At 45.9% G+C, this 19,978-nt stretch carries 20 protein-coding genes; 5 read left to right on the forward strand and 15 right to left on the reverse strand.

What is annotated here, in order from left to right:
* The first annotated feature begins 133 nt into the window (after positions 1-133).
* Positions 134-1,039, forward strand: a complete 906-nt coding sequence (locus BLCOC_RS21575) for a LysR family transcriptional regulator (RefSeq protein ID WP_029468000.1) — start codon at positions 134-136, stop codon at positions 1,037-1,039.
* Here the strand turns inward: BLCOC_RS21575 and BLCOC_RS21580 are convergent.
* Positions 1,004-1,153, reverse strand: a complete 150-nt coding sequence (locus tag BLCOC_RS21580; RefSeq protein WP_155857177.1) for a hypothetical protein — start codon at positions 1,151-1,153, stop codon at positions 1,004-1,006. The two genes, BLCOC_RS21575 and BLCOC_RS21580, sit on opposite strands and share 36 nt — an antisense overlap.
* A 189-nt stretch (positions 1,154-1,342) precedes the next feature.
* Here BLCOC_RS21580 and BLCOC_RS21585 point away from each other — a divergent pair, with 189 nt between their 5' ends.
* On the forward strand, positions 1,343-2,308 hold the full coding sequence (locus BLCOC_RS21585; RefSeq protein WP_115623335.1) for a phosphotransferase family protein: 966 nt from the start codon (positions 1,343-1,345) through the stop codon (positions 2,306-2,308).
* Between the two features lie 65 nt (positions 2,309-2,373).
* Here the strand turns inward: BLCOC_RS21585 and BLCOC_RS21590 are convergent, their stop codons facing one another.
* Together BLCOC_RS21590 and BLCOC_RS21595 are read right to left on the reverse strand one after the other, a co-directional pair.
* Positions 2,374-3,768 (reverse strand): sensor histidine kinase, encoded by a 1,395-nt coding sequence (locus BLCOC_RS21590; RefSeq protein WP_115623336.1) that lies wholly within the window; start codon positions 3,766-3,768, stop codon positions 2,374-2,376.
* Entirely contained in the window at positions 3,765-4,484 is a 720-nt protein-coding gene (locus BLCOC_RS21595) for a response regulator transcription factor (protein WP_018594549.1), read from the reverse strand. Before BLCOC_RS21595 ends, BLCOC_RS21590 begins: the two co-directional genes overlap by 4 nt.
* Positions 4,485-4,655: 171 nt before the next feature.
* On the opposite strand from BLCOC_RS21595, the gene BLCOC_RS21600 reads away from it, so the two are divergent.
* The 3 genes from BLCOC_RS21600 to BLCOC_RS21610 are packed head-to-tail and all read left to right on the forward strand — an operon-like array spanning position 4,656 to position 7,075.
* On the forward strand, positions 4,656-5,570 hold the full coding sequence (locus BLCOC_RS21600) for an ABC transporter ATP-binding protein (protein WP_029467996.1): 915 nt from the start codon (positions 4,656-4,658) through the stop codon (positions 5,568-5,570).
* On the forward strand, positions 5,567-6,340 hold the full coding sequence (locus tag BLCOC_RS21605) for an ABC transporter permease (RefSeq protein WP_115623337.1): 774 nt from the start codon (positions 5,567-5,569) through the stop codon (positions 6,338-6,340). The genes BLCOC_RS21600 and BLCOC_RS21605 overlap by 4 nt, the downstream gene beginning before the upstream one ends.
* A 3-nt stretch (positions 6,341-6,343) precedes the next feature.
* Positions 6,344-7,075 (forward strand): ABC transporter permease, encoded by a 732-nt coding sequence (locus tag BLCOC_RS21610; protein WP_018594552.1) that lies wholly within the window; start codon positions 6,344-6,346, stop codon positions 7,073-7,075.
* Between the two features lie 133 nt (positions 7,076-7,208).
* Here the strand turns inward: BLCOC_RS21610 and BLCOC_RS21615 are convergent, their stop codons facing one another.
* The 12 genes from BLCOC_RS21615 to BLCOC_RS21670 form a co-directional block, all read right to left on the reverse strand.
* Positions 7,209-8,786, reverse strand: coding sequence for a hypothetical protein (locus tag BLCOC_RS21615; RefSeq protein ID WP_115623338.1), 1,578 nt, complete (start codon positions 8,784-8,786; stop codon positions 7,209-7,211).
* The gene (locus BLCOC_RS21620; RefSeq protein ID WP_018594554.1) at positions 8,773-9,492 is read right to left on the reverse strand and encodes an ABC transporter ATP-binding protein; all 720 of its coding nucleotides are present in this window, start codon (positions 9,490-9,492) and stop codon (positions 8,773-8,775) included. Before BLCOC_RS21620 ends, BLCOC_RS21615 begins: the two co-directional genes overlap by 14 nt.
* Positions 9,486-10,061, reverse strand: a complete 576-nt coding sequence (locus tag BLCOC_RS21625) for a helix-turn-helix domain-containing protein (RefSeq protein WP_018594555.1) — start codon at positions 10,059-10,061, stop codon at positions 9,486-9,488. Before BLCOC_RS21625 ends, BLCOC_RS21620 begins: the two co-directional genes overlap by 7 nt.
* 334 nt (positions 10,062-10,395) lie before the next feature.
* Positions 10,396-12,996, reverse strand: a complete 2,601-nt coding sequence (locus BLCOC_RS21630; RefSeq protein ID WP_115623340.1) for an ABC transporter permease — start codon at positions 12,994-12,996, stop codon at positions 10,396-10,398.
* On the reverse strand, positions 12,996-13,682 hold the full coding sequence (locus tag BLCOC_RS21635) for an ABC transporter ATP-binding protein (RefSeq protein WP_018594557.1): 687 nt from the start codon (positions 13,680-13,682) through the stop codon (positions 12,996-12,998). Before BLCOC_RS21635 ends, BLCOC_RS21630 begins: the two co-directional genes overlap by 1 nt.
* A gap of 103 nt (positions 13,683-13,785) precedes the next feature.
* On the reverse strand, positions 13,786-14,265 hold the full coding sequence (locus BLCOC_RS21640) for an MGMT family protein (RefSeq protein WP_029467992.1): 480 nt from the start codon (positions 14,263-14,265) through the stop codon (positions 13,786-13,788).
* Between the two features lie 521 nt (positions 14,266-14,786).
* Positions 14,787-16,076: an IS110 family RNA-guided transposase gene (locus tag BLCOC_RS21645; protein ID WP_115623341.1), complete on the reverse strand. Its 1,290-nt coding sequence runs from the start codon at positions 16,074-16,076 to the stop codon at positions 14,787-14,789.
* A gap of 190 nt (positions 16,077-16,266) precedes the next feature.
* The gene (locus BLCOC_RS21650; RefSeq protein ID WP_029467991.1) at positions 16,267-16,923 is read right to left on the reverse strand and encodes a GyrI-like domain-containing protein; all 657 of its coding nucleotides are present in this window, start codon (positions 16,921-16,923) and stop codon (positions 16,267-16,269) included.
* Between the two features lie 133 nt (positions 16,924-17,056).
* The gene (locus tag BLCOC_RS21655) at positions 17,057-17,767 is read right to left on the reverse strand and encodes an ABC transporter permease (protein WP_115623342.1); all 711 of its coding nucleotides are present in this window, start codon (positions 17,765-17,767) and stop codon (positions 17,057-17,059) included.
* Entirely contained in the window at positions 17,764-18,444 is a 681-nt protein-coding gene (locus tag BLCOC_RS21660; RefSeq protein WP_115623343.1) for a fluoroquinolone export ABC transporter permease subunit, read from the reverse strand. Before BLCOC_RS21660 ends, BLCOC_RS21655 begins: the two co-directional genes overlap by 4 nt.
* Positions 18,441-19,286, reverse strand: a complete 846-nt coding sequence (locus BLCOC_RS21665; RefSeq protein ID WP_115623344.1) for an ABC transporter ATP-binding protein — start codon at positions 19,284-19,286, stop codon at positions 18,441-18,443. Before BLCOC_RS21665 ends, BLCOC_RS21660 begins: the two co-directional genes overlap by 4 nt.
* 89 nt (positions 19,287-19,375) lie before the next feature.
* On the reverse strand, positions 19,376-19,966 hold the full coding sequence (locus BLCOC_RS21670; RefSeq protein ID WP_115623345.1) for a TetR/AcrR family transcriptional regulator: 591 nt from the start codon (positions 19,964-19,966) through the stop codon (positions 19,376-19,378).
* Between the last annotated feature and the right edge of the window lie 12 nt (positions 19,967-19,978).

Consider the following 19,978-nt stretch of genomic DNA (forward strand, 5'->3'; position numbering starts at 1 on the left):
GCTTGAAACTATAGGTGTTCTATGGTAGAATGATACAATCTTATTTCAAGTTCATTCAATTCACTGTCATTTTGTTTCATTAGAATATGTATTTTCAGTGATTTTATCAGCGATATGCTAAAGGAAGGATTCTATGACATTACAACAATTAAGATATGTGGCCTCCATAGCCGAATATGGTTCACTCAGCAAAGCTGCCCGGGAATTATATATTGCCCAGCCCAGCCTGTCCAAATCCATTGCCGAACTGGAGAAAGAAATCCAAAAATCATTATTTGTCCGTACTCCCCGGGGAGTTCTGTTCACAGATGAGGGTACGGAGTTTCTGGCTTATGCCAGACAGGTACTTCAGCAAATGGATACGTTGGAAAAACGGTATGAGATCGGAAGTGTGAGCAAGCACTATTTTACCGTCAGTTCCCAACATTATCCCTTTGCCTCTGAAGCATTTTCAAAGGTTGTAGATTCCGTAAAAGATGAATTATATGAATTTATGTACATTGAAACCCAGACCCAGGATATCATTGACAATGTCAAGTCTTTGAAAAGTGAAGTGGGGCTTTTATATCTGAGTCCGTTAAACAGCACAGTCATAAAGCGTGTCATAAAAGAATCCCATCTGATCTTTGAACCTATCTTTGAGACTCTGCCCTATGCCTGTATGCGGAGAGATCACCCACTTGGTCAAAAAGCCGGCCTCACCTTATCTGATTTAGCGCCGTATCCTTTTCTCTCCTACAATCAAAGCCACAGTAACACGTATTCCATGTCGGAAATCATACTGGAGCCTTTTCATATTAACAAACATCTGATCGTCTCCGACCGGTCCAGCGCCACAAGCCTGATGCTCCACAGCGACGCCTACTGTATTACGGCGGGATCTTATCCCGGTACCCTGCATGATGAAAGCTGGGTCTATATCCCCATATACGGACAGGGAAAACTCACTGTGGGACAAATTCGCAATGAACATATGATGATCAGTAAACTGGCTCTTCGTTTTTTAGAGGCGCTGCAGGAAATTGTGGGCGACATTTGAATCGCCTATGACCACCATAGGTATAATGCTTCCCGCCAGCGCCTTCACTTCCTCATATTCCCCATGGAACAGAGTCTTCACTGCCTGCCCGAAACCCGCACCTCTCCTTGCCACGCGGTCACTATATCCCTGGATTTTCTGATCTGCATCCTGTTTCGTTTAACACCATTAAGTTTTGAAGGTAAATCTGGAATTTTTACACTGGTAGAATCTGCCGCTCTCCTGTATGATAGAAAAAATCATGCATTCGGATAAAAGAAGGAAAGGAAGTCCGGATATGTCATAAAAGGAGGAATACATCAAATGAATACAGAAAGCAGTCTTTTCCGAGAAATATCCCTGGAAGATATTAAAAATATCACTTACAGACACCTGGGTACCAGGGAAATCAGCCAGGCCAGGCTTATGGAAGGCGGACTTTTCAACACCACCTACCACCTTATATGCGGCAGTGACAACAGACAGGTCATTCTCCGCCTCGGTCCGGTAAACCGGCATCTGCTCCTCGGTTTTGAGGAACATCTGATGGAGGCTGAGACATATGTTTACGAACTTTTTTCAAGCCACAAGATCCCCTGTCCCCGTGTCCTGGCATCCGACACCACACGGAGCCTTCTGGACAGGGATTTCATGCTTACCGAATACCTGGACAGCACAGTTATGCTGAAAGCAGGCCTTTCCCCGGAGGAAAAGATGGATCTCCACAGGGAAACCGGCCGAACTGCCGCCCTTATGCACAGTATCACATCCCGGCAGTTCGGATGTATCTATGACTGTATGCACGGCAGAGGTTTTGATTCCTGGTATGCTTTTCTGCATCACTATGTCTCAGATATTCTGGAACGTTCTGTCCGGCATCGGGCGTTTACCAGGCAGGAAGCAGAGGCCATCCTTTCTCTGTTTATCCGGAGAAAATCCCTCTTTGATCAAGTCCATACCCCCTGCCTCATCCATACAGATCTCTGGGAAGGCAACCTGCTGCTGAAAAAGAACCGGAATTCCTGGTGTCTGGCCGCGGTCATTGATGCTGACCGGGCCATATGGGGAGACCCTGACTTTGAAATGGCTTCCGGCTGGATCATTACAGACAGTTTCCTGGATGGATATAAAATGGACAAAACCGCATTTCTCAGCCCCGAACGAGAAGAACGCAGAGAATACTATGGACTCGTTTATGACCTGATAGACACTTATGTGGGAAAAGCCGAATATAATCAGCCGGAACAATATAAAAACGGATATAACCGAGTCATGGCTAAAATCCAGTGATACAGCGAACAAACATTTATGGAGAAAAGGCTCCCCGCTTTGTATAAGCCAGGGCGCCTTTCTTTTTAAAGGGATAACCCCTGCATATGGATCTCCACCGCAAACCCATCTCCCCGCTCTTTCTTCACAAACTCCACTCTGCCCCCATGGGCCTCTGCAATCTGTTTGACAATACGCAGCCCCATCACATGTACATGGGAATTTTCCTGTGTATTGGTATGTTTCAGCACCTTGAGTACCGCAGCCGGAATCCCGGGGCCGCTGTCTGAAAATAAAATTCTGACATTTCCTTCTTCTTCAGTCATCTTCAAGTAAACCGTACATCCCTCCGGATTATGCCGGATACTGTTTCCCACCAGATTACGGAACGCCCGCAGCAACAGCCCTCTGTCTCCGGTCAGACGTATACGCTCCTCCTCCTGACCGATTTGCAGTTCAATCTCATATCTATCATCCAAGCCCTGGTTATAATAATCGGCTGCGCATTCCCTCAAAAGTTCTGCCGGAGAATATTCTATCATAGAAAGGGGCTGAGCCTGGTATTCCAGATTAGACGTCAGATTCAAATCTGATATGAGCTGTCTGATCACAAGGCTCTGCCGCTGTATGACCGCTGCCTTCTCCCGCTGGGCATCTGACAGGTCTTTGTCCTTTTCCAGTTCATCCGCATAGCCTACGATCAATGCAAGGGGTGTTCTGATATCATGGGAAACCCCTGCGATCCAGTCTGTCCTGGCATTATCCCTCTGTTCCAGCTTTCTGTTCTGCTGACAGAGGATTTCTGACGCCTGATTCAGTTTTGCTGCCAGTTCGTCTATCATTCCCTTCTCAGGTATCTCCACTTTCTCTTTTTGGGAAAGTGCTTCTATCCCTCCTGCAACAGGCTTTAAAGATTTATAAAATCGGTATCCAAATCCCATAGCCAGACTTAGAAGCAGCATCAGATTCAGGACACCGAATAACCCCGCATTCCATCCGGCGTTCTTCATCAAAGTGCCGTCTAAAATAGTGCTGATCCTCACAATGCTGTCCTTACCGCACCCAAAGACCAAAAGTCCATCCTTATGCTGCCACACATAGACCGGATAGTCCTCCAGATACCATCGGCTGAATGACGCCACATCTGTTATGGTAAACTGCCTTGGTATATCCCCGGGAAGCTCATATTCCCACACTGCCTTTCCTTCACGGTCAAGAAGCATTGCCCATTGAAAGGATGTTTCTTTTAAAATGTCATATCCTTCCTGCGACAGTACATAATCCTCCCCCTGCCCGGATATCCGGCTGCTTATACTCTCCATATTCTGTCGTATAGACAGCCCTCCCTCCTGCCTCTCCTCATCTGTCATACTTGTATATGCCAGATAGAGAAACGCTGCCAGATTGACAAACACCACAAAAACAGTGATAAATACAGCTGTCAGGATATACCTGCGGCTGATTTTTAAAAGACTTTTCATCCCTGTTTCTCCTCCTTTTTCAGTCTGTATCCAAGGCCCCTTACCGTCTGGATCCAGACAGGATTGGAGGGATTCTCCTCTATCTTTTCCCGCAGATGGCGGATATGCACCATCAGTGTATTTTCATATCCGTAATAGGAATCCTCCCATACGGCCTGACAGATTGCGTCAAAGGTGACTATCTTTCCTCTGTTTTGGTTCAGTTTTTTAAGCAGAAGCAGTTCCTTGGCAGTCAGGGAAATGGTTTCCCCGCCTGTGGCCACCTGAGCATTCTCAAAAGAGACGCGGCGTTTCCCCAGGATCAGTACGTCCTCCTCTTTTGGAAGCTGTACAAATGAAAAGTAGACACGTTTCAGTATGGCATGTATTCTCAATATCAGTTCTTGGGGAAGAAACGGTTTGGTAATATAATCATCTGCCCCCAGTCCCAGCCCAAACAAACGGTCATTGTCCTCGTCCCTGGCGGAAAGAAAAAGAATCGGCACCTGCGATTCTTCCCTGAGTCTGCGGAACAAAGTAAATCCGTCCCCATCGGGAAGCATAATATCCAGGATCACAAGCTGCGGTTCCTCCCTTAAAAACACTTCCAGCCCGCTGCCGCAGTTTCCTGCCGTATATATATTCTCAAACCCGCTCTTTTTCAAAATTCCCCTGATCATAGATACCAGCTCTTCATTGTCATCTATCAATAAAATTTTGCAGTCATATAAATTCATCTGATTCCCTCCTTTATCCCCTCATCCTGTTTTTATGATAAAGCATTCCGAAGCTGATATCCACAAAGTGCGCAAAATTTAAGGTAAAAATAAGGCAGACTTTAGCCCATATTAAGTTCCCTGATGTAACATGGATCAGGAAATCACCAAACAATAAAAGGAGGCAGCATTATGGGAATTGTAATAGAAACATCATCCCTTACAAAGCAATATGGAAAAAAACAGGTCGTAAAAGATTTGGACTTAAAAGTGCCGGGCGGCTGTATCTACGGGTTTCTCGGTCCCAACGGTGCCGGCAAATCAACTACCATGAAAATGATTCTGGGCCTGGCAAAGCCCACTGCAGGCACGGTCACAGTCCTGGGAAAAACTGTAAACAACAGGAACCGCCTATCTATTCTAAAAGATACCGGTTCCCTCATAGAATCTCCTTCTTACTACGGACATCTGAGCGGCCGGGAAAATCTGCAGATCATCTGTACCCTGAAACAGGTCCCTGAAAATGCTATAGATGAGGTTCTGCAAACCGTGCGCATGGAAAAACAACAGTATAAGAAGGTGGGTCAATACTCTCTGGGCATGAAACAGCGCCTTGGTCTGGCTGCTGCTCTGCTTGGACATCCCCGGATCCTTCTTCTGGACGAACCCACAAACGGTCTGGACCCTGCCGGTATTCAGGAGATGCGTGAGTTGATCTGTACACTCCCGTCACGTTACGGCATGACCGTCCTTGTTTCCAGCCATCTCCTCTCAGAGATGGATCAGATGGCAACCCATGTGGGGATCATCAGCAAAGGCTCCCTGGTCTTTCAGGATAAACTGGCGAATCTCCATGAACACAGTAAAGCCCGCATGAAGCTGCGCACCACAGATGACCGGCAGTCCTTCCTATTCTTAAAACATTCGGGGCTTCCGGTAATGATGGAAAAAGAAAATCTGTTTCTGTCATCCGATAGGGATGAAGACATTCTCCGTGCCGGAAGTATCCTGGTAGAAAACAAGCTGGGGATTCTTCGTCTGGAAGAACAGCAGAAAAGCCTGGAGGATATTTTCCTCAATCTTACGGGAAGGAGCATAAGCCTATGAAAAAGATCAGAAATGGCATCAGTAGTTCTCTTGCTGCCGAACAACAAAAACAGCGCCGCCGTAGAATCTGGCTGGTCCCCCTGGGTTTTCTGGTCATCCTGTTTTTATGGGTATCTGTGAATCGGCGTTCCTTTACCGCAGAGGACCTGGCTATGGGATATTCCTATATTCTGTATCAGCTTCCGCTGCTGAATGTGGTACTGTTACCAGTTATGACAGCCGTTATTGCCAGCCGTCTGTGTGATATGGAAATCAAGGGAAACACGCTGAAGCTGCTTTATACTCTTCAGAAACGGAGCAGCTTTTACGATTGGAAATTCATCCACGAACTAAAATATCTGCTGGCATTTACCATCGGTGAGGGAATCATGATCCCCTTAATGGGCGCTTTCTGCCATTTTACCCAGAAACTGCCTCTGCCGCTGGTATTTCTGCATGTAGGAACCACCACACTGGTTAGTCTCGTACTTCTGACGCTTCAGCATTTTCTGTCCCTGATGTCCTCCAACCAGATTTTACCGTTGCTGGTCGGTCTTATAGGGTCGTTTCTGGGGCTGTTCTCCATGTTTTTCCCGCCGGCAGCGGCGCGTTTTGTACTCTGGGGATATTTTTCAGCGTTTACCCCGTTCGGCATGGATTATGACAGCCGGACTCGCGTAATGTCATTTTATAAAATTCCTTTCCCTGTGGAAACCTTTGTGCTGTTTATACTGTTCGGCCTGTTTTTTTTCGTGATCTGCCGGACTGTCTTCCTAAAAAAGGAGGTGTAAGATATGATTCGTCTGTGTATCAAAGCTGAAAATAAAAAGCTGCGCCATTCTGTTATCTGGGCAGCCTGTATTCTGATTCCCATTATTCCGGCTATAATGGGAACCTTCAATTATGAGCAGAACCTGGGTATCCTCACAGGAAAATGGTATTCCCTATGGTCCCAACTGTCTCTGTTTTATTCGTGCTTCTTCTATGCGCCTCTGATCGCCCTGTACTGTTCCTATCTCTGGCGTCTGGAGCATCTGAATCACAACTGGAATGTACTTATGACTGCGCCGGTTTCCATTCCCGGTATCTTTTTTTCCAAACTGGCAGTCATCCTTAAAGTGACTGTCATCACCCAGGTATGGCTTGCTGCGCTCTTTCTCATCTGCGGAAAGCTTATCGGGCTTCCCGGATGGGTTCCTTCCCAAATCCTCATCTGGATCCTGCGGGGAACCCTGGCAGCTATGGCTATCGGCACTCTGCAGCTATTGTTATCCATGTGTATCCGAAGCTTTTCCGTACCTATCGGAATTGCTCTGGGAGGCGGTGTGGCCGGTCTTATCATCAGCAACAAAGGCCTTGGACTGTACTGGCCTTACGCCCTGATGCTCATGGGTATGAACTCCAATAAAAATGAGGATACCCTGGCAGGACAGTCTCTGTTCTTTTTTCTGAGTGTCCTTCTCTTTTTTCTGGCGTTCTCCGGCATCAGCATTTTCTTATTGAAAAAGAGAGATGTAAAAGCATAATTGCTAAATCTTTGGTAACTGTTCAGTACCCTCACAGTTACGAGCAAAAATCCATGCAGAATCGCCTGTGGCGATGGGATTTTTGCCTGGCCGCCGGACGTTTTCTTACGGTCAGCGCAGTAAATGCGCAGACCTACTGAATAGTTACAATCTTTGATCTCTTGATCTGTCCCCAGAGCACCCAGGCACCCAGCAGGACAACCACAGTGATGGCACCGGTGAGCATACCAGCATCCACCTGGCGCAGCACCAAAACTGCCAGAATGGGAATCATGCCACCCACAAGGCCGCCCAGCATTCCTGCCATAGCAGGCAGGCTCTGCTTCACCAGGGCAGTCTCGGATGTCCAGTTATAATCCGGCATCTTCAGATTGATGAACATTCCCCACAGGGAATTAAAGAGCGCGCAGACCACAGGCGTGACAAACATCAGAACCCTCATGGAAGGCGCCAGGGGGAACCGGATATTGATGACCAAAGCAGCCAGCAGGGCAACGGGAATCTGCAGGGTGAGATTCATTAAAATCTTGCTTTTGTATATAGTAAGATCATCAATGGGCATGGATTTTAGTATCCACAGATTCTTCCCCTCCAGTGACAGCGAAATGCAGGTAGTACAGCTCATGGATATCAGGGCACCGACTGCAAAAGGCATGATCCTGCCAACCATTTCCGCTATATTGGGGATTCCTGTCAACTGATCAAGCTTGTCGCTGCCCACGAAAAGAAATGCAGCGGCAACAACAAGAGTCATCAAACACCCCATGCCCATATTTAAACAGTAAATCGTGGAGGAAAAGAAGCGTTTCAGTTCCTTCCTGTAGAGGGCGTGTATCTGGGAAGAGGCTTTCAGTTCCGTCAGCTTATAGTTGGAACGGGAATGAAATGTCACAAGTGAGGTGTTCAGTTTTTTATAAACCGGCGAAATCAGCCTTATAAAAAGATAAAACCACACAAGGGACCCTGCCAAAAAAGCTGCCACAGCTGCTGCGCTCCCTTTGGTTATGCCATAGAAAAACAGGACAGCCGGGGGGTATATTCTATGGACCTGTGTCAGGATCATTTCGCTTATGGAATGTATTTCAGGCATATCAAAGCTTTCCGCGACCTGCCCCATTCCCACAGACAACACCAGGACCGCCAGAGTTGCAGCCACGGAAACTACGGTGACAACTGCATTTGCATATTTAAATCTCGAAGAAAAAAGTATAATGAGTGTTCCGAGCAGGGCCGCAAGAGTGGTGGGGATCAGCGGCGCTGCCAGGATTCCCAGTATCCACGCCGGATAAAATCCAAAACCAGGGCCTGCCCAAATCACATATCCGATTCCCATAGGGATCAGGATAACAGCCGTCAGAAGCAGATTCAGCACATACATAGTGAGAAATCTGCTGGCGATCACAGAGCTGGTTTTGACCGGAAGGGACATGACCATATCATACTCCTTATAGGCAAACAGGACCCCGTTTGTCTTGAGCGCTGTGAAAAATAAGGTGATAAGCCCTGTAATGGCAAGGCCATAGCTTGGGACTACCTCAGCCATCCCCATACTTCCCAGTCCGTAGGCAAGCATAAACGCATAAAAAACAAACATCAGTATGACAAGACCGATGGCAAAAGAAGTCATCTTTCTCCCCCTGGATCTTAGACTCCTGCCAAACTCATTTTTCATCTGTGTCCGGAACAGAAGCCAGCATTTACTCTTTGTCATGGTCGATCACCTCCAGGAACAGGCTTTCCAAAGATTCATCCTGAGTCAGCTCTGCGGTGCTGCCTGCCACCATCAGGGTTCCGTTTTTGATGATAGCTATCTTATTACAAAGTTTCTCCGCCACATCCAGGACATGAGTAGAGAAAAAAATAGCACTGCCGTTCTCACACATCTCATGCATAACTTCCTTTAGCGTATGGGTTGCCTTGGGATCAAGGCCTACAAAAGGCTCATCCAGTACCATGAGTTTCGGCCTGTGGATCAGTGCAGAGATAAGGGCGGTCTTCTGTTTCATACCATGGGAATAAGATGAGATCAAATCTCCCAAACTGCCGGTAATCTCCAGCAGATCACCGTATTTCTGGATCAATTCCTTTCTCTCTTTTGCCGGAACTCCATAGATATCGCCAATAAAATTCAGGTACTGAATGCCGGACAGATGCTCATACAGATCAGGATTATCCGGGATATACGCCAGTATCTGTTTACACTCCACCGGTGACTTTCTGATATCCTTGCCGTCAATGAGAATTTCCCCCTCCTCAAATTCCAGAACGCCTACCGCTGCCTTTATGGTTGTACTTTTACCGGCTCCGTTATGTCCGATAAAGCCATAGATATCCCCTGCCTGCACATGCAGGTTCAGATTGCTGACCGCACGTTTTCCGCCTTTATACGTTTTGGAAAAATTTCTGATTTCTAACATGTTCTTTCCTCCCGGCCTGAGCCTTCTTTCTTTTTCTTTTCCTTTTCCTCTGTCACAGGGGATGAGATCAGCGTCAGTTTTCTCGGCCGGCGTTTTCCGTCCGGCTGATTATTTATCATACTGCTGTACAGCTCACCCATCTTGCTAAAAAACTCCTGAAACTCCTCATCCGTCAGAAGAAAAACTGCAGATGTCAGAGATATCATATCCTTCTGCGGGTCTGCGTCCTCCCTCTTCAGATACCGCTGGAACTCTCCCATGATCCCCAGAAGGGAGCTGTGTATGAGCTGAGCAACCTCCTCTTTTCCCGGCTCCCTGCTGCCCATGGGGTTCTCCTGCTCAAGCTTGTAAACCTTCTCCACAGTTCCCCGTTTTTTGTTCTCCTGGACCACCCGTATCAGCCCTGCATCTTCCATGATCTTCATGTGCCTGTACAGGCTGGCTTTCGGCACATCACTCAGCTCCTCTCCAATCTGAGCTGTTGTCCCCTGCTCATGGACCAGGAAATACTGGGCGATGCGTATTCTCACCGGATTCATAACAATTTTTGCCAAATCCGTACTCTCCATCTGCCATCCCTCCCATTATAAAATTCTACGGCTTATTATTTTCACTTTATATATTATTCTCATTTTTGATACTAATATATTTTAAATGATTTGTCAATACATTTTGCGTGTATGCTAAAAAACTTGTAACAGTTCAGCCTACCAATGTCCCATGAGGTGTTGCCTTGCATTTGCAAGGCTATCCCGAGGCAGCCACGCGCCAGACTGCGGTTTTGGCAGTCTGTGTGCATGTTTTTGTTGCTATGAAGCCGAAAGGCCAAATAGTAAAAAACTTCCGGTACACATACTTGTACCGGAAGTCCTCTTTATGATCCTACTTTATTAAATTATATAATCAGGCCATATCATCCCTGAGCGCTTCTATAATATTCTCTTTTCTTATCTTCTCCGCGGCATATATCATGGTTATAAAAATCACCAAAAACACACCGAGTATACTGACTGCCAGACTGCCCCACGGGAAAATAAAGTCAATTTTCGAGCCGCCTATGAACATTCCTTTATAGATCAGCCAGGACAGTATCCCCGATATGGGCAGACCGAACAAAAGCGTCCGCAGTCCATACAGAAGACACTCATACCGCATCATTTTATTAAACTCCCGGTCAGACATTCCCACAGAGCGAAGCATGGCAAATTCTCTCCTGCGCAGTTTGATGTTGGTGGAAATGGTGTTAAACACATTGGCAACCGCGATCAGTGAGATCATTGCAATAAAGACAACGGCAAACAGGTTCACAATAAACAGTATGTTGCGGTTTTGCTCCAGCATGGCATAGACATTGTGAAGCGCATAGTCTGAGGTAATGCCTGTGCCTTCTATTATAGCCTGCATCTGCTCTGTTGACTTCCCGGGGCTGTCTGATCGGAATGTAATGCCCTTCCCCCTGACATCAACAGAAAGGTTTTGAGGGGCAAGTGTTTCTTTCAGGGACCAGGGAGCTATGATCTGGAAAAAGTACGGCTTCTGTTCATATTTTCCTGAGAATGCGGGCGCATCCGGCGGAACAAGATCCACACAGGTGATACTGACATTTTTCCCCCATTCCGTAACCGGTTCTCCCTTCTGTTCGGGAATGAGATCTGCATCCACAGTAGAATCCCTGAACACATTCTCAAGCTGGCTTACCTCCTCAGCCTTACCGGTGGTATCCTCCATTTTCGCCACAGCGATCAGTTTCATGGACTCCTTTGTACGGGTATCATCCAGTGTATACGCATTAGCTGTCAATCCAAGGCTTTTTATGATCTGCAGATAGGAGGTGTCATCCAGAAATTGGATCTCCATGGGCAGATCTTCCGTGTCCCCCCGTAAAGTGTCCCCCTTGGATTTCAGGTAAGCGTCTGAGAGCTGTTCTGTCCTGACTGAGCAGGTAAACTCCATGAGGGCCTGATAAGAGCTGTGTGTGACACCCTCAGCAGTTTTCATTTTATCATAAAGCCCAAGCATTTCGCTGTCATCCATGTTTTGAGCGTCAAAACCAATGTCATAATCTGTAACCACATCCGCCTGTTTGGAAGTCTGCTTCAGATTCATCACAAAAGAACTGGATGACACAAACAGCACTACACTCAAAGAAAGGGACAGGATAATGCTGCGGTAACGCCGCTTGTTTCTCTTAAAATTTTTTGAGGCAAGTGTCCCCTCCAGACCAAAGAAGCGTTTTGTAAATCCCGCCGTCTTTATATCTTTTGCCTCCACCTTGATCTCATTGGTCTGGCGGATACACTCCATCACCGGTGTCCGGGCAGCTTTTTTTGCCGGAATATAGGCAGAGATCAGAATGGTTATCATACTGATCACCACGGAAGCTGCAAGGGCAGGCACAGACACTTTCAATGTCAGGGGCACATCACTGTAGAGTACATTTGCAAAGTTTTTTGCCACAAGGGACAGCACCAGCCTGATGCCCGGGATACCGATCAGCATGCCGGCGGGAATACCGATGAGGCCAATGCAGATACCTTCAAATACTACAGAATTGCGCAGTTGTTTTTCCGTCGCGCCTACGGACATAAAAATTCCAAACTGATGGGTCCGCTCATTCAAAGAAATATGAAAGGAATTGTAGATTAAAAATACAGAACCCAACATGACCAGAGCCACCAAAATGATCCCCAGAGAATACAGCAGTGTATTAAACAGCTTATCCCCTGAAACTCCCATAAAGCGAAGGACATCATCGTTCAGTACATAGGCATGGCCCTGAGCGGCACTTTTTACATAGGAGCGGATCTGGCCTGGTTTTTCCAACGTGACAAATGCGCTGAGATGTTCGGCTCCCTCTGTGTTATCCGCCATGGTGATCAGCGTGTACCCGGGTGCTGCATATTCCTCAAAAGAGGGCCTTTGGCAGACACCGACCACGGTGTATGTCCTCTCCTCTGAAAAGGACAGGCTTTCCTCCCCCTGCCGGTATGGATCGTGCTGACTGAGTGTTTCATCCCCTGCGCGGCGGCTTCCCACTGCAAGGGTAAGGGTATCTCCCACTGATATCTTAACACCGCCGTTTGACGCAACGTGCGCCGGAATGAGAATTTCGCTGCTGTTCTCCGGCATCCTTCCCAAAAGAAGGGTGATTGGAAGCGCATCAAAGGTTTCCCTGTTAAATCCTGCGATGAATAAATACGGCTTATCGGGATTCTGTCCGCCGTTTAGCATTGCGAATCCTATGTTTTCCGTGGATACCACTTCCGAGACTCTGCTGTCCTCTGCCTGTTCCTGTACGAAAGAATCGTCTACATCTGTAAACTGGACGTGCCAGTCACCATATTTTTTCACGGCTCCGTTTATCATATAATTCTGCAGTGATACGGCAAAGACGGACACCGCTGTGATAAGAGCCGCGGACAGGGCAACCCCGATAATTGTCACAAGCGTCCGTGTCCGGTTCTTTATGAGTCCCTGCAGGGCAACTTTATGAAAAATATTCATTATCGTGCCACCTGCCTCTCATCCCGCACCACTCTGCCGTCTGATATGCTGATAATACGATTCGCCTGCAGAGCGATATTTTCATCGTGGGTGACAAGGAGCAGGGTCTGTCCATATTTCTTATTGCTTTCTTTCAGCAGTTTAATGATCTCATGCCCATTCCGGCTGTCCAGGCTGCCTGTAGGTTCATCGGCAAGCATGACCTGGGGCGCGTTCATCAAGGCGCGTCCGATGGCAACACGCTGCTGCTGGCCGCCGGAAAGCTGGTTCGGCAGATGTGTCCTTCGTTCCTGCAGCCCCAGCAGATCCAGCAGTTCATTCAGCCTTTCCTTATTGACCCTGCGTCTGTCCATCAGGATAGGCAGGGTAATATTCTCCACCACGTTCAGAGTGGGAATGAGATTGTGGAACTGATAGATCAAACCAACCTGCCGTCTGCGGAAAATGGCAAGCTTATCATTGCTTTGGGCATAGACATCCTGCCCGTTCAGATATACCTTACCGCCTGTGGGCACATCCACCCCTGCGATAGCATGAAGTAAAGTGGATTTTCCGGAACCGGAAGAACCGATGATCGCGGCAAATTCTCCCTTCTCGATGGTCAGGGAAACATGGTCAAGGGCTGTCACCTGGTTCTCCCCCCTGCCATATACCTTACATAGATTATCAACTTTTAAAAACTCCATTCCATGAGCCTCCTTTTCTTGTTCTTAACCTATATAATAGAACCTGCCGCTTACATTCCGGTGACTTTTAAGTGAGAGATTCGTCACAAAAGCTTTCCTGCTTTCATTCCAGAGGAAACAACACTTTTTCAAAATCCCTGACATAATATTTTATATTTGTTCTGCCCTTCTGCCCAATGATATGTCCTTCCGCCTCCAGCTTTTCTTTCTGTGCCTCCACGCCACCGGGGTATTTTGGATTTAATTCCCCTCCTGCCTTCAGTGTACGCCAATAGGGTGTGTTGTCTTTGGTTCTCTGATAACTGGCCCAGGCTGCTATGGATACAAAAATGCCCGCCGTAATAGGGTCTGTAAAATCAGCATGGTTTCTCTGTGCAAAATAACTGCGTATCTCCCCCACTGTGGTCAGACGCCCCTCCGGTATTCGTTTCATAACCTCATCGTAGTACAGGGGCGGGGCAAAGTACATCCTGCTGCCCCCGTATTTCCGAATCGTCTTTTCATCAGTCACGATCTGTATCTTGGGCATATCCGTGTCTTTATGAAGCATGGCGTTAAAATCCTTCTTGTCCTCATTTGCCATTACTGACACCTCCCTATATAGTCAAGTCTTTTTTCCTTGAAAATCAAGGATTTTTTAATGTTTCATCAATAAATATCTCAGAAGAAAGAACCATTGGAATGGACATTTCTCTGTATCTGGTACGAAAGTAGTGGATTTTGGGTGCACAAAATAAAACGTCTTCTCTTTTCGTTCTACATGGCCTTGTGTGTACCCATCCATCTACGGCAGCGAACCTCCCATGTCTACCAGGATCATCAGACCATTGCTGAGTCCTAACTTCTCTCGTCCCGCCTGTCCATAACCAGGGTGTCAGCTCAGCTCCTTTACAGGGTCATGCCCTCTGGTGAATATTCCTGCCGACTACTGGCTCCATTCTTTGTTTTTTTATTACTGACTTTTTCCTGCAACAGCACCTCTCGGTGGACGTTTTCCTGTTACATTCCATTTACTTGTTTCTTCCAGCTATCATGGCTGGCCTCAGCCTTCCATTCTTTCCTTTCAAAGGCTCAGACCGGCCATGATTCACTGTTTCTTTCTCTTTATGCTGCTGGCTGCATTTTAGGTCTTACAATGTCACTTAACATCTTCTGACCGTCATACTCTATGCCTTTTGTTAGTATTGTATAAAATATCCGGATCAGTTTACATGCCACCGCTATCACCGACTGCATCTTCTTCAGGGGATTCTTTTCCCTCGTCCTGTAATAACAATGGATCTCTTTAAATTCTTTATTTTTCCCAATCACCGATATCGCAGCTTCATACAGCGCATATCTCAAACGCTTTCTTCCCCTGTGGCTGATACGACTTTCTCCATTATGCTTTCCGGAGCTGTCTGCGACAATAGCATATCCTGCCAGTTTCTGCACCTGCTTTGGATTATCAAAACGTCCAATGTCTCCAACCTCTGCAATAAAGCAGCTTACCGTTTTTATTCCAATCCCATTGATCTCCATCAGCTTATCTATATAGGCAATCTCAGAAAGTGTTTCCTCTATCTCTTCCATAAGTTCATCCATACGATTCTTATATATTTCGTAGTCATTCAACAGGTTTCGGATCTCTTTCCTGGCACTTCTTGGTGCTTCCGTATTTCCGATGCTGTGCTCCGCTGCGGTTACCAGGGTCGTTGCCCTCTTTATCCCAGCGCCTTTCAGCCTTGCATCTCTCCATATCTTATTAACACCATCCACGCCAAGCTCTTTGATATCGCAGGGCAATGGTGCCTGTTTGATTACCATCAGTCCGCTTACTGCATCCGGATTCCTGTAAACGTCTTTGATCTCTGGAAAATAGATGCTGAACCAGCGGGCGATCCTGTTTTTGATTCTTGTAATCTCTTCCTGTGTCTGAATACGAAGGTTGGACAAATTTCTAATTTCTGCATAAATCCCGGTTGGAATATATGGATATGAAAATCTTCCTTCATTTACCAGACCTGCAATTGTTTTTGGATCTTTACGGTCATTCTTACTCGGATTATTGTCATCCAGTTCTTTAGACTTCTTGACATGATGCGGATTCACATGTACCGGCTTCATTCCCTGTTCCTGCAGGTACGCTCCAAGGTTCAGCCAGTAGTGACCGGTTGGTTCCATTCCCGGAATCACAGCTTCCATCCCATGTTTCTCTGCTATATCGTCCATCCAGTCTTTGAATGAGGAAAATCCAGCTTCATCGTTGCTGAAGGCAAACGGTTTCTTTGAGTACTCATAATTGCGCCAGCCGAAAGCTCTTGCATAATGGGTTTCACTTCCCACATCAATACCAACGATTAAAGTCTTTTCCGTAATAGATGCAATTTTTGCGTTCTGTGTGTTATAATTCATTTCAAGTACCTCACTGTTTAATAAGATTTTTTACTAACCGTCCAAAGTCAGTAATCTTATTTTACTCTGAGGTATTTTTTTCTCAACCTTCTTTCTCGGAATTCCTTATATTTGAATTATACAAGAAGCTCCTTTATGCTCTAAGGATACCTGTTTACAGTCAAATATGCAATGAGACGGTTTTAATTTTTTATAACTTCTTCTGTCCTTCAGACACCATGTACCGCAGGATTGTTTTCATTTTCTCCGGTGCTGTACGGCTCATATCTTTTAAATAGATCTCCCTGTGGGTATGTCCCTTTCGTATCAAATGATTCTCTTTCAGAAAAAGATCCATCTTTCTAAAAGATTCCGGCTCATCATCAAACAGACCTGTGTGAAGTATCTGTACGCACAAGCCGTCTTCCCAGGCAGTGTAGGTGATTTCATCCAGAAGAGGATCAGGCTTTTTCTTTTTCACCGCTGCAAGAGCCGCCTCATACATCTCCTCTGTGATACAGTCCGGCTGCCGTATCATGATCGTGTAGATCAAATGTTCCTTATCCTCCAGCACATGGGCTTGTGCCCCGGCCTCTTCCTCCATATCCCAAACTCCCTCCAGGGGATACACGGAAAACTCCTCCATATCCGTATCCTTCTGACACATCTCTTTATGCTCTGCCTTATACCTCATTTTTATACTGTATGCCAGGGAATAAAGGGCACCTACACGGTTTGAAAAATCCTCATGGTTTGGATTTCCTTTTCCGCTTATCATAATGTATTTCTGTGCCGGAACATTGACTGCGGCCGGCTTTTCCCCTGGACTGTACAGTCCCTTTTCCTGTTTTCTCCAATCATATTTCATTGCTTTTCCTCCTGAACTGTGTCTCTATCCTGACAGTTGTCTTACGGCCTTTTCTATCTGCCGTGTCTACATTACAAGTATAGCATCCGAACACGACATCTATATGTCATATTCAAAAAAGAATCCGGTCTCTCTATATTTTCCGCAGATACCGCTTTAACAAAAAGCAGATCCAGACAGCTGACAAAACAAATGCAGGCAGCATATAAATCAACATATTTTCAAGGATTGCCTTTCCAATCCAAAAGGAGGGCAATGGAGAAACCACATATTGTATGTTGTGTTTTACAAAAAACGGGATAACTGCACCCAAAATCATAAGTGTAGACAATTTTGTGACTGCCATGCCCTCCAGTTTATTTGATGAAAACGTTAAAATCAACAATGAGATGATAATGCCCTGCAATGCTCCTCCTGCCGCCAGCAATAAAATGTCAGCCGGAGAAAGAGAAGTCAGCTTAAAAACAGGCAGCAAGGCCAGCGTTATAAGAAAGGCGGCAGCAGAAGGAATGCAAAACCTAGCTGCCAGATAGCCGTTTCTCCCTAAAGGCGTAACGAATAGATAGGCCGCTGTTTTTTCGTCGGCCTCCTCCAAAGATACCATGGCCGAAACAAAGCAAAACATAGCCGGTGACAGCATAGCAAAGAATATATCCATCAATGCATAGTAGGGTGAGATGATGGCCGGCATATGCAACCGTTCCGTCAAAGCAGCTTCCAAAATAGGTATGGCAAACCGAAACAGAAATCCTACGAGAATTGGCGCAGGACAGACGGCAAATAACATCATATCTCTCCGCATATAAGCCAGCATTTGAAAAAAACTCAACCGGACAGCTCTCATAACTTGGCACCTCCCGTACTGCTCCACATTTTCAAGACACAATACTTTGAAAGAACGAATAGAACTACCACCAATACTGTTACAATAAAAATCCCTGTTACAGAAGGTGCAGAGCCTGAAACCATTTCCATACAAACATTGATGGGATAATACCGAAGCCAGGCCGGAGTAATTTTAAACAAGTGCAGTATTGCGGGAACAAAGCAAACAAGCTCTATGGGCACAGTCCATAAAACAAACTGATTAAGACTGATTATACTCGTTGCAGTAATAATACCTAAAAGCGTAAATATAATGCTGGATATAGCTGTACCAAGCAGTACAATATGTAAACGATCCACACTTGCGGCTAACGCCAATATTGCAGCAACAACAAGTGAAACAGCAGACAATGAACTGACTTTAGCAATGATGTATTCCGTAGGGCGGACAGGAGAAACCGCAAATGCACATGGTGTATGCTGATTTTTTTCCAAAAGGACAATTGCTCCCATGAAAAACAAGCCCATTGACGCCGGGTCTGAGAAGATCAAAACAGCTGATGTTTTCTCTTTCCAATTCTCCGGAACGGCAAATAGAACAATAACATAGATTACCGATAAAACAGCATATAAAAAGTAAAAACCATATTTTGCCTGAAAGCGTATATCCCATAAGAGCAGACTTCCTAATCTCATAACAATGTCCTCCCTGTAATATCCATAAAAATGTCATTTAAAGTCGGCTCACTGCTGTGAATGGATTGCAGACGGTTTTCCGCCATCAGTCTTTTCAGCCGTTCATCAGCAGATAAACGGTCAAGAGGGCAGCTTGCGCTGTGCTCCCTATTTTCAACCCATGTATAAGTCACCTCTGCCGCACCTTTTGACATGATCAGATTGTGCGGACTGTCAAGAGCACATATTTTACCACCCACGATAAACGCTACTCTGTCGCAAAGCTCGGCTGCGTCCTGCATATTATGTGTGGTCAAAAGAATCGTTTTCCCCTTTGCCTTTTCCGCTAAAATCATATCTTTCATCACCCGGCTGTTTGTGGGGTCAAGTCCGCTTGTCGGCTCATCAAGGCAAAGCAAAAGAGGGTCATGCAGCAATGCTTTTATAAAGTTCAAACGCGCTTTCATACCCTTTGAATATTCGGATACACGCTTATCCGCATCGTGCTGAAGTCCTACCATCTCCAAAAGCGTGTCGATGGGACGCGGCTTTTTTTCATACAGGGATGAGAAAAACTGCAGGTTTTCTCTGGCAGTCAGTTTCTCATACATGGTTGAAAACTCAAAGTCCACTCCTATCTCCTCATAAAAATCCTTTGTGCGCTCCCTGCACTGGGTTCCGTTTACCACAGCAGAACCTTGATAAGTGGTCAGCATACCTATTAACACTTTTTGAAGTGTACTTTTACCTGCCCCGGACGGTCCTAAAAATCCAAAGATCTCACCCGCGGAAACTGAAAAGCTCATGTCCGAAATAAAAGGCTTCTTCGTATAGCTGAACGAAAGATTGTTGACTTGAATCATATGATTTGTCCCTCCTTATACTATATGACTAAATTGAACTTAATAGTCAATTAGTGATTTGTTTTAAGTCCGGCTGACCGCCGGACTTTTTAGATAACCTGTATTACAATACCATAAATCAAGGCACGCAGTGCCTCATCATACTGTTCTTCACCGATCTCTGCTTTATGCAGCGTTGCGTAATAGATTGCGTGGAATGCAGCGCTGATAACCTTTATGTCTGCTTCTTTTTTTACAGGGAGCAGAGTAAACATTTTTTCAATAGTATCCGTATCGTCCTTTAAATGCTCCTCTACTATTTCCCGCGGCAGCTTACGAACAAGCAGTTCCAGTTCATTGACGTCAAGCAGCTTCAAAATCAGCATTTTCTCTGTCTTTTTATAGAACTCAAAAATCACATCCGTTAGTTTTTCTGCTGAAAACGCCCCGCCGGCAGCATCAGAAATGGCCTGATACAGTTCACGACTGACAATCTCATGCTGTTCCAGAATAACATCAAACAAAAGCAATTCCTTTGATTTATAAAAGAGATAGAAAGTTCCTTTTGGAATATTGACCCGCTTCACGATCTCATCGACTGTCGTGCGACGAACGCCGTATTGGGCAAGACATTTTGCTGCTTCTTCTTTCAATCGCGTCTTGATATATTCCCGCTCCTGCTCTGAATAACTTTTAGGCACCTCAAGCCCCTC

Source organism: Blautia coccoides, assembly GCF_034355335.1.
GTDB classification, from domain to species: Bacteria; Bacillota; Clostridia; order Lachnospirales; family Lachnospiraceae; genus Blautia; species Blautia producta.